General features: G+C 50.4%; 1 protein-coding gene. It reads left to right on the top strand.

What is annotated here, in order from left to right:
• The coding region (locus IQ282_RS00055; protein ID WP_194849918.1) for a DUF7507 domain-containing protein at positions 1-238 on the top strand (238 nt) is incomplete at both ends.

The raw sequence follows: 238 nt of genomic DNA, 5'->3' as shown, positions 1-238 counted from the left end.
GTGAGACGATCAGTTACAGTTTTACGGTGACCAATACGGGAGCCACTACGTTGAGCAACATAACGATTAGTGACCCATTGTTGGTAGCGCCGAACGGTAGTTTATCAGGTGGTCCAATCGCTACACTACCCCCAGGCCCAAGTGGAGTAGACAGTACTACGTTTACGGGAACCTACACGATCCAGCAGTCTGATATAGATGCGGGAACGGTAAGGAACCAAGCGTTAGCTACGGGAAC

It is taken from the genome of Nonlabens antarcticus (assembly GCF_015356755.1).
In the GTDB taxonomy this organism is placed as follows: Bacteria; Bacteroidota; Bacteroidia; order Flavobacteriales; family Flavobacteriaceae; genus Nonlabens; species Nonlabens antarcticus.
The sequence above is the reverse complement of the archived record's forward strand: the minus strand, read 5'-3'. Positions and strand labels throughout refer to the sequence as shown.